This is a genomic window from Metabacillus schmidteae (assembly GCF_903166545.1).
GTDB classification, from domain to species: Bacteria; Bacillota; Bacilli; order Bacillales; family Bacillaceae; genus Metabacillus; species Metabacillus schmidteae.
The window spans coordinates 3,033,934-3,050,062 of the sequence record NZ_CAESCH010000001.1 but is presented as its reverse complement, the minus strand read 5'-3'; the positions used below and the strand labels follow the sequence as shown (position 1 = coordinate 3,050,062).

Below are 16,129 nucleotides of genomic sequence, written 5' to 3'. Positions count from 1 at the left end.
AAAAGGAGGAAGTAGAATGAATTCACTGATGAAAGAATTAGTTACTATTAATACGAAATTTCCTTACCAAGAAAAAATAATTCTTGTTGATTCTTATACAGTAGGTGCACATATTTTAGAGGCATTTACAGATCTCGGACACAGGGCCATAAATGTAACCTTTAAAACAGTAACAGATCTCGCCGAAGAATTAATCGAACTTCACCACCCTAATCAAAAAGAAGTAGTTACTGATACGATTGGATCTCAATTCGTGTATACCATTCTATCTCAATTAAAAGAAAATCATTCATTAACATATTTTAAAAATATGGAAATAACATCCTCATTTAGTCGCGCGATGTATCAGATACTCCATACACTCCGAATGGCTGGGTATACGAGTGATACTTTAAACACTGACGATTTTCTGACAGCTGATAAAGGGAAAGATATGAAATTGCTACTATCACAATATGAAAATTCCTTACATACATATCAAATGACAGATCATGCCGAAACTCTTCGATTGGCAACACAATATGCAATCAAAACAGCAAATCGGGTTTATATTCTTCAATCGAATCTATCTTTATCTCAATTAGAAGAAGAATTTCTCTATACACTATTACCAGACCATACATATAAATTGCCTCTGCAGAAAGTGTTAGGTGTGAAAGTATCGGAAAGGTCAAATCTTCGGTCGATTGTTTGGGGAGAACCTACTCCATTAAGCTATCTTTATGACTTGGAACACAAAGTAGAGACAGAAAATGTCACTCTTTTTACAGCTAAAACCGAGGAAGTGGAAATAAAGCAGATTCTCCATAAAATAAAAGAATCCCAAGCGAAACTGGATAAGCATGTGGTTTATTACACGAATCGTGAACCGTATGTAACTCACTTTTACCATTTATCACAAAAAACCGAACTCCCGATTACATTTGGTCAAGGTTTACCAGTTTTAACGACTCGTCCAGGACGGTTAATAGCAGGGATATTACAGTGGACTTCATCAAATTATAGTGTCAATGTGTTTCTTGATTTAATACATGAAGGCCTGCTACACCTGGAGGAAGACATGCCATCGGGTGTGAAAATGACAAGGATTCTTCGTGATGCTAGTATTGGTTGGGATAAAAAGCGTTACATAAGTCAGTTGACGGAAGAAATAAACCGCCTTGAACTAAAACAAAATGAAGCAACAGATGAACTAAAGGCAGAATATTATCAAGAAAAAATGAATCAATTAATCACTATCCAAAAATGGTTTGTAAAATTGTTCAAAAACTTACCTGACTATAAAAATGAGTTGAATTATCGAGAATGTTTACAAGCAATTGCCTATGTACTCAAACATTATTGCCGAACATCTTCAGCCGCTGATCAAGTTGCGAAAACAGAACTGCTTGAAGAAATTGAAAAATTATTACCATATTGTGATGAAACGTTGACACGTTTTAAAGTTTTTGAAAAGATGAAGGATTTATTACTAAGTATTAATGTACTAAAGTCAAGTGCCAAGCCGGGTCATCTCCATGTTACTTCTTACGAACGTGGAATATATGAAGCACGCCATTTTGCTTATATAGTTGGTCTGGATAGTCGGAAATTTCCCGGTAGTGTCAACGAAAACCCACTACTACTTGATACGGAAAGGAATCGTTTAGGTAAAGGCTTGAATGTTAACGAACATAAAAGTCAAGAAAATCTTTATCATCTCGTTCAATTACTTGCACAACAAGAGGGACATGTATCACTAAGTTATTGTAATTTTGCTGTAACCGATAACCGGGTTGTTCATCCCGCACATGTCTTTTTACAAGCCTACAGAATGACAAGTGGGCACCATGACGCAGATTTTAAAGATGTAGCCAAACTTCCATCTTCCTATGTTGCTGAAGAGCTTATAAATGAACAGGATTATTGGGCACAAAAAGTCATCACAGACCAAAAAGTGAAGGTTAAGAGTGATGTTTTATCCCATTTTTATCACTTAGAGTCAGGAATCAAAGCAATGAACGCACGTGAAGAAATGATGTTTACGGAATTTGACGGGAAAATTACCATCGATCAAGCTATGTTTGATCCACGTATCAATCAAGAACGTTCCATGACAGCAGGTCGATTAGAAACACTTGCGAAATGTCCTTATTCCTACTTTTTAAGTGAAGTGTTAGGAGTTCGACCGATTGAAGAAGTAGCTTTTAACCCTAATAAATGGTTGGACGCTGCAACTCGTGGCAGCTTATTACATAGCGTTTTTGAAACATTTTATAAGACATTGCAATCAAGTGAAGCAAAGCCATCTTTTATTCATCATGAAGAAACCATCCTGGCGATTGCAAACGAACATATCCAAGTTCAGCGTGATATCTCACCGCCACCGAATGAACGGGTGTACGAGCTAGAGTTAGCTGACATTATCGAGTGCTGCAGAATCTTTTTAAAAGAAGAAGAGCAGCATTGTGAAAGCTACAATCCTCTCCATTTTGAGTACACATTTGGTGTCGGTGAATTTGAAGCAGCTGAAATAACATTACCATCAGGTCAAAGCATGAAGATTGCCGGAAAAATTGACCGTGTTGATGAAACAAGCTCTGGTACATATCATATTGTCGATTATAAAACAGGAAGCACATACGGCTATAGTACGAATGGAATGTTCAAAGGAGGCCGACAGCTCCAACATTTTGTCTATGCACTAGCAATTGAGCAACATCTTCAGCTAAAAACTGGTGCAGTCGAGGAAAGTGCTTACTATTTTCCAACAGTTAAAGGACTTGCTCAACGTTTCGTACGTAAACAGGATGAGACTGTTCGTGCTCAAGGATTAACGCTGCTGGAAAATTTAATTGAGTTAGTCTCACAAGGGATTTTCACGATGACTGATGATGAAAATGACTGTAAATTTTGCAACTATAAATCTGTTTGTAAACGACACTTCTATGACGAGGAAACACTAAGTGCCAAGAGAAGTGACAAAACATATGAACCTTTACGTCAATTTTTGGGGGTACGCGCACATGACTAATAAAGTAATTGATCAATCCGCTCGGGATAAAATCAAACATGCACTGAATACTAATTTTCTTGTCGAAGCAGGAGCAGGTTCAGGAAAAACAACAAGCCTTGTTGAACGAATGGTGCAACTCATTTATACGAACACATGTAACATCGAACACATTGTCGCAATAACCTTCACCCGAAAAGCAGCAGATGAGTTGAAAATGCGTTTCCAATCTAAGCTTGAAGCTGTCTGGAAAATGGAGAAAGATGCAGCTATTAAAGATCGATTAGAAGCAGCCCTGCAAAATATCGACCGTTGTTTTTTAGGAACGGTTCATTCCTTTTGTGCAAAGCTTTTGCGTGAACGTCCAGTCGAAGCATCCTTAGATCTTTCATTTAAAGAAATGGAAGAAGCCGACGATATACAATTACTAGAAGAATCCTGGCAGTTATTTCTCCAAAAAGCTCAAACAGACCAGTCTCCGCTACTGGCTGAAATAAACGAACTTGGAATAAAAGTGGATGACTTATACGAGAGTCTTTGTCAAATGAGGCAATATACAGATGTTGAATGGGTAACAGAAGAAACAGAAAAGCCTGATCTACAATCTGCGTATCTTTCATTAATGAATATCGTAAAAGAGGCGATTCGATCCGTACCTGAAGAAGAACCGCCAAAGGGGTATGATGCATTACAGAAAATCATCATCACTGCCCTGCAAAAACAACGTTTTATTAATCCTTCAAACAATCGTGACATCATTGCCCAGTTTGAATTGTTTAATAAAAAGCTAAACGTAACACTAAATCGTTGGCACTCAAAGGAAGATGCAAAATTTTATAAAGAAAAACTAACAGATTATGTAGAGACAACAATTCTACCACTTTTACAACAGTGGAAAGAGTATTGTCATCCTAAAGTTGTTTCTTTTTTACAAGAAGCCGCTTCCGTGTATAGCAACTTGAAAAAGGAAAGATCACTATTAAACTTTCAAGATTTGTTACTACATACAACAACACTTTTAAAAGACAATGCAGAAGTAAGAGGGTATTTTCAAGAAAAATATACTCATCTGTTAGTGGATGAATTTCAAGATACAGATCCGATTCAAGCGGAAATGATGTTTTACTTAACAAGCACGGATTTGGATGAAAAAGTATGGACAAAATGTACACCTAAAACAGGATCATTGTTCGTTGTGGGTGATCCTAAACAGGCAATTTACCGCTTCCGCCGTGCTGATATTGATACATATAATCGTGTAAAGCAATTAATAGAAGTACATGGTGGAGAAGTCCTACAATTAATGATGAACTTTCGAACGGTGGACACGGTAACAAATAAATTGAACAGTGTATTTGTTCAGCACTTACCTGAACAGGAAACAGTCTATCAAGCAGCATACCGACCGTTAAATTCGTTTCACGAAGATGATGGGAAAGGACTATCAGGTATTAAGTCTTTAACAGTACCGGTAGATTTCTCAAAAAAAGATGAAGTCATTGCTGAAGATGCGCGCAACATCACCAGGGCAATCTCATCATTGCTTCAACAAGGCTACAATCCTCGTGATTTTATGGTCTTAACTAGATACAATGACGGAATGGCGACATATGCACAAACACTTGAAGACAGTGGAATTTCCGTCAGCATTAGTGGTGAAGTCATCATTGGCGAAACAAGAGAGTTTCAAGAACTCAGCATTCTACTGCAAACCTTCATTGATCCAACAGACACAGTGGATCTTCTTGCGACGTTACGTGGAGTCTTCTTTGGGTTTAGTGACAATGAATTATATCAATGGAAAAAAGCCGATGGAATTTTCTCCATTTATAGTGAAGTTCCTGAAGGTTTATCAGAACCATTGCAGGAAAAGTTTGCAGGTGCCTTAGCAAAGCTAACAACCTATCAAAAGTGGGTCCGTACTTTTTCACCTACCATTGCAATTGAAAAAATGATTGATGATGTTGGGTTTTATCCGTTGCTCATTAAAAATGGCCGCAATAAACGTGCTTACAAAAGTTTACTTCAGGTGATTGAACATATTCGTCATCAAGAATCAGCTGGTACATCTACATATAAACAAATATGTCAGCTTCTAATGGAAAGCATTCATAACAAAACAACGGTTCTTAATATTGAAGAAGGTGCCAATAGTGTAAGAGTAATGAATGTGCATAAAGCAAAAGGATTAGAAGCACCGATTGTCTTTTTAGCCCATCCGGCAAAAGTTGTTTCTCAAGAATCGTTTTTATCACAACATATTAAACGGGAAGATGATGCATCAAAAGGCTACTTTTCCTTTTCGATCCGCAACGGCTTTCAAACAAAAGAACTGGCTCTGCCAATCGATTGGGATACCTTTAAGCAGGAGGAACTGCGTTATTTAGTAGAAGAAGAGCTTCGCATTCTGTACGTAGCTGCAACACGCGCCGAAAAAGCAATCATAATCAGTTACAGTGCAAAGAATGACAAGAAAAACCCTTGGAATACATTATTTGAAATAAGCAATATTGAAGAATTTGTGAGTCTTGATGAAATGACCGAAAGTACACAAGAAGAAATCGAAGAAATTTCATTACAAGACTACCAGGCGAAAACAGTCGGCATGTCAAGATGGCTCGAACATCGCAAACAACGATCATTTGACTACTGGTCACCAACGAAAGACAAAGATTATTCTAGCGTAGTTTCCATTGAAAGAGAAGCTGGCGGCGGAAAAGACTGGGGAACCATCGTCCATCATGTACTTGAGAAAGTTGTCAAAGGTCATGACGTGACAAATTATATTTCTTCTTTATTAAAAACGTACAAAGTTCCAGCCGAAAAAGCAGAAGAAATAAACCAAATCATAGAAACATTTAAAAACTCGCCAATCTGGGCAGACTTACAAATCGCTGACAATGTACTACCGGAAGTTCCTTTCATGCTTCAAGTGGACAGTGAAGACCCATTGTACAAACTCATTCAGTCACCAAATGGAGAAAAACATCCATACAAAGTAAAAGGAATCATCGACCTGATTTATAAAATAAACGGAGAATGGACCATTGTCGACTACAAAACAGACAACCCGGTAGACAAAGCCGACTTTGCCCAGCTACGGAACTACTACCAAGACCAGCTCCTATTCTACAAAAATGCCTGGGAACAAATAACAGGCGAAAAAGTAAAACACACTGAGCTTTTCTTTATCAATGAGGGACATGGGGACAGGTGGAGACCACTGAAAAAGTGCCCTTTTTAAATACTCATTTTATGAAATTTACGGATTCCAACTATATATTTCAAGAAAATGGAATAAAAAATGACTATAGCTGACTTTTTAGAGGATAGTATCGCTGCTATCCTCTTTAAATTTACTGCTAATGCAGTTAATTTTGCTTGTAAGGCCACGCTTTTTAGATCGTACCCCCTGGCACGATCTAACCCGTGGAAATTCTTCATCTCACCATTTTTCCATTCGTGAGAAGCTCTTTCCCGATATTTTTCTTTGAATTCATCTGACTTTTGTTGTTGGCTGTATTCATAGAATTCTGGAGTATTGATCCCAACCTCTAAAGCTTTCGCTACAGTTTTACCAGAAATACAAACATCTCTAAACGGGCAACTTCTGCAAGTTTCCTTTCCAAAGTAATAACGATAGGATTGTCGGTTTTTAGTCTTTTTGTGGTATTTCCTTACGGAAATATTCCCCTGAATACAGAACCATTCATCAGAATCTTTATTGTAGCTGTAAAGTGCTTCATTTACTCTATAGGCCATTTCACTTACTGGTATGTATGCTTTAGCTCCAATTTCTTTTATTCTATCTAGTATTATCTTACGAAAATAAGCCTTATCGGCAAATATTTCTTCTATGAAAATACCGCCTTTTTTTGTTTGTTCTAATAACTCGTCAAACATTTTACCATCCACATAGGCCCCATTATCAACATGAACTGCTGTTATAATTCGCTCTTTCGGTATCATCATAAATTCTGTTTTATAACCAAAGAAATGGGAAGTTTTACTTTTATGTCCAACTCTAGCGTCTAGATCTACAATGGAACGAACTCCTTTTTGTTCCAGAAATTTAGGGTCCTCCAGAATTTCTTTCGTAACCTCTAGTAATTCCTTCACCTTGGAGTTGTTTTGTATTTCTGTATGTTCTTCTACACTTGAAATTATCTCTTCGAGATAAGACTTCATGGTTGCCTTAGCTTCTTTATGATCTTTTATTTCTTTATAATCTGGAATCTCCTGATTTATTTCCTTCGGTACTTCACCGTTTTCGTTCTCCACAGTTTTAAAAATCTTTTTAGCTAGACGCTTCATTACTCTTTCTGCGGTACATTTAAATGTGTTAGATGCTGTGTGAGTTGTATCAATGCTTATTCCCGTTCCCTGTATAATCCCTTTATCTACACATTGTTTTACGATTTTAGAGATGATGTCATCAATCGTTAAATTTCCTTCTAATTTATTTTTACGAAACTTAGTCAAAAGGCTTGGATGAGGTAGATCATCTTCGGGGTTAATGCCTAGAAAATACATGTAAGCAAGGTTCAATGAAGCCTCTTCAATAACACGTTCGTCTGATAAATTATAAAGATATTGTAAGACTAAAAGTTTTACCATAAGCTCAGGCTCTTTTGCCGGTCTACCATAATACTTACTGTAGGTTTTTTCGAGTTCTATGTTAATGAAACTAAAATCTAATTCGTCTCTAAGAATTTTAAGTTGATGATTTTCAGGAATTTTATTGTATAATACTGAATAGATGCTTAATTGCATATCTTTGTCTTTAAGCATAAAAGAAAACCTTCCTTCTTTTGATTAATTGTTTCTTGGTCGATTCAATTATACCAAAAATAGGAGGGTTTTCTTTTTTATTATATATCCCCATTATTTAGGAGGTGTTTTTCAGTGGCCTCGGACAGGTGATCTGTCCCAATTCCTGATTTTTTCCTTATGAAAATGAGTAACCAAATGATAGGTAACTATTAACCAAATTATGGAGTGATCATGTGAGTGAAGCAAAAACAGGTAGAAGATTGCTAGCCTTAAAAGAAATCTTTCTTCGAGATACAGACGAAAACAAACAGTTTTCCATTAAAGAATTAGTAGAAAAGCTAAAAATAGAAATTCCGGAATGCACAGCAGATGCAAAAACAGTAAAAAGATATATCCAAACATTAAGGGCAACAGGCTTTGATATCATCGAAAACGTCGAAAAATATGGTGAAATCTATTATAGCCATCAAGACCGGCTATTCGAAAGCTATCAGCTTCGATTGCTTATTGACCCAATTTTATCAGCACGTTTCATTACAGAAGAAGAGAAAAAGAACATTGTGAAAAACGTCAAGAAATTAACGAGTAAGCATGTGGCCAAAACGCTGCCAGATCCAATTGTATACCAGCAATCCATTAATCAAGACTATCAATTAATTAAATTGCATATTGATAAAATCCATAAAGCCATTTCAGAAAGCAAAATGATTACATTCCAATATGGCGACTTTGATATACATAAACAATTCCAATTACGCCACAATGCTAAAAACTATCAAATTAAACCATTTGCGTTAATTTGGGAGTCGGATTTTTATTATTTAATTGGTGAAGATATTGATCAAAGCCCAGAAAGTAATCCTCGAAATTACCGTCTGGACCGCATGCGAAATGTCATTGTTACCGAAAATCGCTTTGTTAAAAAACAACAAGACATCAGCACATATGTACATAATTCTTTTCACATGTTTGGTGGAGAAGACCAATGGATCACCTTACAATTCACGTTAAATCAACTTGTCTTAAATGGTGTCATTGACAAATTTGGTATCGATGCTGATATTCGAAAAGGTGAAAACAACACCTTCATTTTAAAGGCAAAAGCAAAACAAAGCATGGGCTTAAAAGGATGGATTCTTGGCTGGGGAAGCTATGTAAAAGTCTTATCACCAACATCATTAGTTCAAGAAATAAATAAAGAAATCGAGAAAATGGCTGCGACATACAAAGAATAGGGTGTGCCAAAAATGGTATACCCTGTTGTTTATAATAAAAGTAACGTAATAGAAATAAAGTATAGGAGGACTGATTAACATGTTAAGCCTATCACAATACATAACCGACTTTTTCAACTATGCAGAAAAAACCAAACTGGAATTATACAACGAATTTAGTCTTCAACATGAACTAGGAATCTATTTGCGAAATGCCCTTTCAGATTATAAAGTTCAGTTTGAAAGAAATATTTCGTTTTTCACACCAGATACACACACGATAAAAAAGGAAATTGACATCTCCATTTTTAATGAAGAAATGAACGAGAAATATGCGATCGAGCTGAAATTTCCTACCAATGGCCAGTATCCGGAACAAATGTATTCCTTTGTAAAAGATGTTAAATTCATGGAAGAAGTAAAAGACAGAGGATTCACGAAGACGGCAGCTGTAGTATTCGTATCTGATAAACTATTTTATGAAGGAAAACTAACACAAGGAATTTATAAGCACTTTAGAAACGAATTTTCTCTCTACGGCGACGTATACAAACCAACAGGAATGAATAAAAACGTGGAATTAGTAACCCTGTCGAAAAGACACGATTTTACGTGGGAAAGCCTGGAGGATCAACGAAAATATTACATAATAGAGATTTCATAGGAAACATAACTCAAAACTATAACAACTGGGAGAGCTGAGTAAATGGACAGAATTCAAGCCATCATTAATAAATATAAAGGAATTACATTAGATGAGATCTTAACAAATCATCGGGATCTATTTGAACAAGAATATGAAAAAGAAGGTAAGTTCCATAAAGACTATTATGACCGTGTCAATGAAACGAACTGGGACGATGAGACAAAAGCAGCGTTTACGAGAGTCATAGACAAAATAAAAAGTTCTTCGGAAATATTCACAGAAAATGATATCGATGATTTAAGTACGTTTATTAAATCAATTGATTCCATCGTCAGAACGAACAATTTTATTAATAATTTCACTCAGACACGAGTGAATCTAGTAACGTTATTTAATGTATCAAAAGAAGAGCAGGACTTCCGTCAAGTGATTGAAAAAATAAAACTGGCAACAGATTTACACGGCCATTTTGTCCATTTATTTTCAATCATAAAGAATATCCAATTTCCAGATGAGTTTGTTGTTGCCTATAAATTTGAACGAAGTATCAACAAACATATTTTAAACAAAAGCGAAGAATACAATGACTTGCTTGAATCATATCGTTCATTCCCGGATACAGAACGTAAGAAAGATCTTGCTTACTATACATATGACATTATCGTGCAAAAACTAATTGAAAAAGAGGTAAATGAATTACATCCTCCTTTAAAGCAAAAAGAAGTGAGAAAACTGGACAGATACTTTTCGATGATCGGTCGTGCCGAAACATTACGAATTGATAGTGAATTATTCTCTTATTTAGATACTGACACCATCACGAAAATTGAACAGCAGCTAACCACTGATTCGGTTGTAGCGATGGTTGAGACAGATGAACTGAACTTGAAAACGTTAGTTACGCTAGATAAGACGAAATTATACATATGTGACCGTTCAACAAAAGAAGTTGGCTGGATCGCAAGCGTTGAAAACGTCTGGCTGAATGAAGAAGATGTACCATCACAATCAATCATTTTACCATTTGGCGAACCTTCTTTAAAAGGTAAAACAGTTTGGATTAACATCACGAAACTACTTACATTACAACCTAAAATGATGTTAGAACAGCTAAAACCAGTCCATAGAAAAATGGAGCAATTATCACCACAAGGACTTCACTTACTATTTAAAACGGAAACGGAGACAGCAAAAGTGGAAAATCAAGAAGAGATCATAACAGAAGAAGTAACACCAGACTATGAAGAAGAACTACTTTATCAAAATCCCAATATTATTCTTTATGGACCACCAGGAACAGGAAAAACCTATCAACTAGCCTCAAAATCTGTGGAAATTATCTATAATAAGCATGCAGATGAGCTGGTAGATCAACTCGGTGATCTAAAACAACTGTTTAAAACATACCAGCAAAAAGAACAAATTCAATTTGTAACATTTCATCAATCATATTCTTATGAAGATTTTATTGAAGGTTTACGTTCAGATCAGGAAGGAAAATTTGTTCCCACAGATGGAATGTTTAAAAAAGTAGTCATTGATGCACTATATGCCGGATTGCAAAATCTGGTTGAAGCAAGTGAATATGAAGCAAGAAAACAGCGTGTGCTTCATGCACTTCAACATAACGAGGAATTTGATTTTTCTCAAGCAAATCGATATGTCATGATTATTGATGAAATTAACCGTGCCAATATATCAAAAGTGTTTGGCGAATTGATTACTTTAATAGAAGACGATAAACGGTTAACAAAAGAAAATGAGACACGTATTCATTTACCATATTCAGGAGAGACGTTTGTTCTACCTCCTAACCTTTATATTCTGGGAACAATGAATACAGCTGATCGCTCAATTGCCTTGCTTGACACAGCATTACGCAGAAGGTTCTCATTTGAAGAAGTAATGCCGATCTATCATATATTACCTATCGTTGAAGATATCGATTTACCATCACTCCTTCATCGAATGAATCAACGAATTGAAGTTCTATACAGCCGGGACCATATGATCGGACATGCTTATTTTAACCGGGTTCAAACAGTTGAAGATATTATGACAACGATGCAAAACAAAATCATCCCGCTTCTAAAAGAGTATTTTTATGACGATTGGGAAAAAATTGCGATGGTACTTGGCGGAGTGGGGAAGAGTGAGACAGATACATGCATTATCTACAAAGAACAAATTGATATAGAGGCATTATTCAAGCGTTCATCTTATACAGCCATGGATCTTCCGGATAAATATCATGTGAAAACAAATCTTACGGTGGAAGACATCAAAGGAATATATGAATGAAACAAGTGATCATAAGAGAAGCATACGACTGGATTTTCTGTAACGAAGAAATGACAAACGGTCTTACTGAAACAGAGTGGGACCACCTTCTTCACTATTTGGAAAATACATATAAAGGTGAAAATGTCATCGAGTATGCACATCAAAAAATCCGATTTATTAACCTTGTCGGTGTCATCCAACTCAAGTCCGTAAGAATAGAAATTTTGCCCAAGATCAATTTAAACCAACATGACGAAGCCTTAAACAGGAGAGCACTGTTAAACATGTTATCAGTTGCGAAAAAACTGCCGGTTGAACTAACAGAACAAACATTAAGTCAGTTTGAAAAAGTAGATCTGCTCCATATTCTTGCAAGGCTGTATATTGTTGAATTAATGAAAACCTTAAACCGAGGAATGTATCGTGAATATCAAGGGAGAGTAGAAAACATTGCAACCTTAAAAGGAAGACTGCTTGTTTCAGACCATATCCGCCATAACGTAAAAAGGTCAGCAAATGCATTTTGTGAATTTGATGAACTAACACCAAATATTTTCCTGAATCAGGTTCTAAAAGCAGCATTGAACATTGTCTTTCGCTATGTCCAACATTCACCGTTAAAAATAAGTTTAATGAACGGCCTTGCCATGTTGGAAGATGTGGAGGATTGCTTTATACCAAAGGAAAAGGTAGAACAAATTCAACTCAATCGTCAAAATACACACTATGAAAAAGCATTGCAATTGGCCAAAGCCATTATACAATCAACATCCATGAGCAGTCAGCAAAATCAACAAATCGCCTTTTCTTTCTTATTTAAAATGAACGATTTATACGAAACATACATTGGAGAAGTTTTAAAACGAATGCTCGTCTCAACCTCTTACGAAGTGAAGCTTCAGCATACAGCAAAAAAACTGCTGCAAAATGCAGATACAGGAAGAGACAACATTCTCTTAAAACCGGACTTTGTCATTGAAACAAGAGAACAAGAAGCGAAAATCATCATTGATACAAAATGGAAAAGTGTCATTGTAAATGGAAAGAGAAATTACAAACAAGGTGATATTTATCAAATGTATGCCTATATCACAACATACAAATCAGCCGAACGGTGCCTACTACTTTATCCTCAAACAAACGAGGAAGGTGATTTGCCTAGATGGATAGTACCTGATTCCTTTCCAAAAAAGTATATTGAGGTTCAAACAGTGCGGCTGGATCGGATGAAGCATACGATGGATGATTTGGGAGAGATGTTGGAGGAGATTGTAAAAGGCTAAGAAGATACCAGAAGAAGTTAAAAATAGATGGGAATCATTGCTATAAATACCTTATGTAAGAGAGTGTAATAGTAAGGGATAAGAGCAAAAAGTACCTTAGGAGGAACCTGTATGAAAAGATTTAGCAACTTATTTATTGTCTTTATGATCTCATTACTTGCAGCTTGTGGAAATAATGAACAAGAAAATACCGCTGGTAAAGGTGAAGAGTCCGGTCAACAAAAAGAAGAACAAAAGGATGAAGGAGCGGTCGATGTTGAAAAAGGCCTTTTAAATGTTGAAGTTACATTACCTGCTTCCATGTTTGAAGGTGAAGACATTGACACTGTTATAGCAGATGCAAAAAAAGAGGGAATAAAGGAAGTCACCAAAAATGAGGATGGCTCACTTACTTATAAAATGTCAAAAGCTAAGCATAAAGAAATGATGGAAGAATTAAGGAAAGGCATACTGGAAACTGTTGAGGAAACAAAAAATAGTGAAGATTACGTGTCAATCAAAGATGTTACATATAATGATTCTTTTACGGAGTTCACGCTATTGGTCAATAAAAGCGACTATGAGAATAGCATGGACGGTTTCGCTGCATTTGGTTTAGGCCTGTCAGGTATGTACTATCAGCTCTATAATGGCGTTGATCCTGATAAATACAAAGTAACCATATCTTTGAAGGACGAAGCTACCAATGAAGTTTTTGATGAAATTGTATATCCTGATGATTTGGAAGAAGAGGAAACAGAATAACATACCCATTCTAAAAATTGAAGGAGGAAGCAAGTTGAATAAAAAGATAAGAAACCTATTTATCTTCGTCGTATTGTTACTCTCTTTACTTGGAGGGTGTGGACAAGATACGAAAGATATCACTGTTGATGAGGAAGAAAAACAACAAACTGATGCATCAGAAGAATCAGAGGAACCAGAGAATAAAGAAGAAACTGAATCAAAATTAGGATCTCGTTCCAATCCTGTTCCTTTCAAAAAAACAGCAACAGTTGACGATGAGTTATACAATGATGAAGGTGACTCTTTCCCAATTAAATTCGATCTGACAATTGTAGAAGTAGATCGCGGTGATGCAGCATATAAAAAATTAGTATCTATGAATGAATACAATGAAGCTGCTCCAGAAGGGTATGAGTGGGTATTAGCAAAAACAAAAGTGAAATTTGTTGAATCTGCAACTGAAGATTTGGCATTCCATATTGACGGAATCATGAATTTCACCATGGTAAGCGAGAATGGAGATATTTATAGTGGTGATATAATTGGAACAACTGAACCCGATTTTAGTTTTGAAATGTACGTAGGAAGTGAAAAAGAAGGGTATATATCCGGCTTAGTGAAAACAGGAGAAAAGGCACAACTTCGGTATGAGGAAATGTTAGGTGGACAAGTTTTCTTTAATTTACAATAACTCTATAAAAACAAGAAATCAAAAAACCAGCGGATTATAAATTCGCTGGTTTTTTATCATGTTACTTAGTTACAATGAATTAAATTCATCCCAATAAATAGAAAAGACGGACTATTATTCTGGTATTCGTTTTATTCTCGGGTCAGTAAAAATATCTGTCTCATCCTCACTATTGGATGAAAATTCAGAGACAATAGCTCCTTCTTCTCCCGCCTTAAACCAGTGCTTCGTATTTTCCGGGATAGTGTATTGTTCACCAGGATGCAATACAACTTCATGAAATACCGTATAGTATTTGAAATCTTCTGCAGGAGGAGATGTTATCGGTGACACTGTAGGTTCTCCTTCTACATAGAGATAAACGGTTCCCCTGCGGCATCGAAACGTTTCTAATTTGCCGGGGTCTCCATTTTTTCTAGGTGGATGACGATGTTCCGGACATGTTTGATGTGGAAATAAAACTAAGTCTTTCGCACAATAACGTTCGGTATTCACATAAGTAATTAATTGAAGTCCTGTCTTTTCAAGATTATTTAAGCCGAAATCTGCTATCTCAATCGCTTCTTGTTCTGCTTGAGTTAAGATAATTCCTGTATCAGCAAGCATTTTCGTTACAATTGCCCGGTAATCCTTTGTTTGTAAATTAGCCATATAAAACAACTCCTCAAATAAAGTGAATTTTTAACAGATATTTTTGTGAAATCTTGTGAGAGGTTCTAAGTTTGGTATATTTGTGAGATTAGAATTGTGAAGTGTCTAGGTGTGGGTTTATTTTGTGAAAATATTACTGATATAAGTGTTAGAAATGTACTATCTGCAACATTAAACGCTCCAACAGCAAATTGATTTTCTTTTGCAACAGTTAATATTTCTTTCATTGTAATTAACATAAGGTGATCTCTCTTTTTATTATAATACTTTTTTGTATACGCTTACTAATAAAAAATAAAAAAGATTTTTAGATTCCAATAATTGATTAGGTGCAGACCTAAGTAATGCAAAAGAGTTTTTTGAGACTGTTTAGTGTTTAAAACTAGACGGTCTTTTTTATTTCTATTGACTACTTATTAATTTTCAAGTAATTTAAACACTTAATGAAAGTAACTGAAAAAAATTAATAATTATTATAAATAAATTTTATAAACTTGCTAAGTATTACTTAAAAAAATAATCAATAAAATGATGATTAAGGAAAAATCTCATTTATTAAACAATTCGACCAAATAGAAACATACGTTCTATAACTATGATATAATAGAATGACAATAGTTAGGTAACTCAAGGGTGGTCAGCATTACCCTGCAAGGAAAGGGGGTGATGCTTATGATGACAGTATTTCAAACGTTAATGCTGATGATTGCATTTACTAGTTTGGTGTTGTCGATCATATCATTTAGAGACAAAGACAAAAAATAACCCACCCTTGAGCTTTTGCACGGCGATTGGGTGAGTTATTTACCAACATCGCTGATCCCCCTTGATGGGAACCCAGCTATTGTATGACTGTTTGGTGTTCGAGCA

General features: G+C 35.7%; 11 protein-coding genes and 1 pseudogene. 9 read left to right on the top strand and 3 right to left on the bottom strand.

Translation table 11 applies throughout. The features are described 5' to 3' along the window. Positions 1–16 precede the first annotated feature (16 nt). Together HWV59_RS14685 and HWV59_RS14680 are read left to right on the top strand one after the other, a co-directional pair. Complete coding sequence (locus HWV59_RS14685; protein ID WP_175639297.1) at positions 17–3,013, top strand: PD-(D/E)XK nuclease family protein; 2,997 nt, start codon at positions 17–19, stop codon at positions 3,011–3,013. Then, a complete protein-coding gene (locus HWV59_RS14680; RefSeq protein WP_175639296.1) occupies positions 3,006–6,236 on the top strand; it encodes a UvrD-helicase domain-containing protein in 3,231 nt (1,076 codons plus the stop codon). Before HWV59_RS14685 ends, HWV59_RS14680 begins: the two co-directional genes overlap by 8 nt. On the opposite strand, the gene HWV59_RS14675 is transcribed toward HWV59_RS14680, so the two are convergent. Then, positions 6,233–7,783, bottom strand: a complete 1,551-nt coding sequence (locus tag HWV59_RS14675; protein ID WP_175639295.1) for an IS1182 family transposase — start codon at positions 7,781–7,783, stop codon at positions 6,233–6,235. The two genes, HWV59_RS14680 and HWV59_RS14675, sit on opposite strands and share 4 nt — an antisense overlap. 215 nt (positions 7,784–7,998) lie before the next feature. Here HWV59_RS14675 and HWV59_RS14670 point away from each other — a divergent pair, with 215 nt between their 5' ends. From HWV59_RS14670 to HWV59_RS14645, 6 genes are all read left to right on the top strand, one after another. Then, a complete protein-coding gene (locus HWV59_RS14670) occupies positions 7,999–9,000 on the top strand; it encodes a helix-turn-helix transcriptional regulator (RefSeq protein WP_175639294.1) in 1,002 nt (333 codons plus the stop codon). Between the two features lie 79 nt (positions 9,001–9,079). Further along, positions 9,080–9,643, top strand: coding sequence for a hypothetical protein (locus tag HWV59_RS14665; RefSeq protein ID WP_235991746.1), 564 nt, complete (start codon positions 9,080–9,082; stop codon positions 9,641–9,643). A 42-nt stretch (positions 9,644–9,685) separates the two neighbouring features. Further along, positions 9,686–11,926: an McrB family protein gene (locus HWV59_RS14660; RefSeq protein WP_175639293.1), complete on the top strand. Its 2,241-nt coding sequence runs from the start codon at positions 9,686–9,688 to the stop codon at positions 11,924–11,926. Next, positions 11,923–13,191, top strand: a complete 1,269-nt coding sequence (locus HWV59_RS14655; protein WP_175639292.1) for an McrC family protein — start codon at positions 11,923–11,925, stop codon at positions 13,189–13,191. The genes HWV59_RS14660 and HWV59_RS14655 overlap by 4 nt, the downstream gene beginning before the upstream one ends. A 111-nt stretch (positions 13,192–13,302) precedes the next feature. Then, positions 13,303–13,935, top strand: coding sequence for a hypothetical protein (locus tag HWV59_RS14650; protein WP_175639291.1), 633 nt, complete (start codon positions 13,303–13,305; stop codon positions 13,933–13,935). A gap of 34 nt (positions 13,936–13,969) precedes the next feature. Then, positions 13,970–14,608: a hypothetical protein gene (locus tag HWV59_RS14645; RefSeq protein ID WP_235991745.1), complete on the top strand. Its 639-nt coding sequence runs from the start codon at positions 13,970–13,972 to the stop codon at positions 14,606–14,608. A gap of 114 nt (positions 14,609–14,722) precedes the next feature. On the opposite strand, the gene HWV59_RS14640 is transcribed toward HWV59_RS14645, so the two are convergent. After that, entirely contained in the window at positions 14,723–15,259 is a 537-nt protein-coding gene (locus HWV59_RS14640; RefSeq protein WP_328824270.1) for a cupin domain-containing protein, read from the bottom strand. A gap of 140 nt (positions 15,260–15,399) precedes the next feature. Continuing rightward, positions 15,400–15,498: pseudogene (locus HWV59_RS27065) on the bottom strand (ketose-bisphosphate aldolase); the annotation flags it as partial. Between the two features lie 433 nt (positions 15,499–15,931). On the opposite strand from HWV59_RS27065, the gene HWV59_RS27060 reads away from it, so the two are divergent. Next, positions 15,932–16,024, top strand: coding sequence for a putative holin-like toxin (locus HWV59_RS27060; RefSeq protein WP_235991744.1), 93 nt, complete (start codon positions 15,932–15,934; stop codon positions 16,022–16,024). The last annotated feature ends 105 nt before the right edge of the window (positions 16,025–16,129 follow it).